The 1,046-nt window shown below is 69.9% G+C and carries 1 protein-coding gene and 1 pseudogene; both read left to right on the top strand.

Features of this window, described 5'->3' with window-relative positions:
* Positions 1-245, top strand: a pseudogene (locus tag L810_RS43765) (methyl-accepting chemotaxis protein); the annotation flags it as partial.
* Between the two features lie 3 nt (positions 246-248).
* The coding region (locus L810_RS43760) for a CheR family methyltransferase (protein ID WP_042978555.1) at positions 249-1,046 on the top strand (798 nt) is incomplete at its 3' end.

The raw sequence follows: 1,046 nt of genomic DNA, 5'->3' as shown, positions 1-1,046 counted from the left end.
CCGCGGCCGCGTCGGGCGCCGGTCAAGAACCGAAGCGCGCGGCCGATGCCGGTGCGCATGCGCCGAAGGACGCGCCGGCTTCCCGTGGCGCCGCCGCGGGCGGCTACGGGCCGCGTCTCGCGAAAACTGCCGCGCCGGCCGGCAAGCCGGCCGCGAAGCCCGCGCTCGTGCGCCCGGCGCTGAACGGCGAGAAGCCGGCGCCGGCCACGTCCGGCACGTCCGATGACGATTGGGAGACCTTCTAAATCATGTCGCACGCGCGCGCGCCGTTTCGACCCGATGCACCGGATGCCTCGCCTCGCGCGGGCGAGCCGGGGCGCGACTTCGCGTTCACGGGCGCGGATTTCGCACGCATCCGCGCGCTGATCCATCAACGCGCGGGGATCTCGCTGTCCGAGCACAAGCGCGACATGGCGTACAGCCGTCTCGCGCGCCGCTTGCGGGCACGCGGCCTCGACACGTTCCGCGACTACCTCGACCTGCTCGAGCAGGAAGACGATCCGCTCGAGTGGGAAGCGTTCACCAATGCGCTGACGACGAACCTGACCGCGTTCTTCCGCGAGTCGCACCATTTCCCGATCCTGGCGGATTTCGTGAAAGGGCGCCCGGCGCCCGTATCGGTCTGGTGTTCGGCGGCGTCGACCGGCGAGGAGCCTTATTCGATCGCGATCACGCTGATCGAGGCGCTCGGCGAATCGGCCGCGCGCGGCGCGTCGATCCTCGCGACCGACCTCGACACGCAGGTGCTCGCGAAGGCGGAGGCCGGCATCTACACGTATGACCAGGTCAAGCACCTGGCGCCGGAGCGGCTGAAGCGCTTCTTCCTGAAGGGCACGGGCGCGCAGGCCGGCCGCGTGAAGGTGCGCCCCGAGCTGCGCGCGATGATCCGCTTCGAGCAGCTGAACCTGACCGATGCGGACTACGGGATCGCGAAGCCGTTCGACGCGATCTTCTGCCGCAACGTGATGATCTATTTCGACAAGCCGACGCAGGGGCAGGTGCTGTCGCGCTTCGAGCCGCTCGTGAAGCCGGGCGGGCTGCTGTTC

This window comes from Burkholderia sp. AU4i, from assembly GCF_000466765.1.
GTDB lineage: Bacteria > Pseudomonadota > Gammaproteobacteria > Burkholderiales > Burkholderiaceae > Burkholderia > Burkholderia cepacia.
Note: the sequence above shows the minus strand (reverse complement) of the source record. Positions and strands in the feature narration are given on the sequence as shown.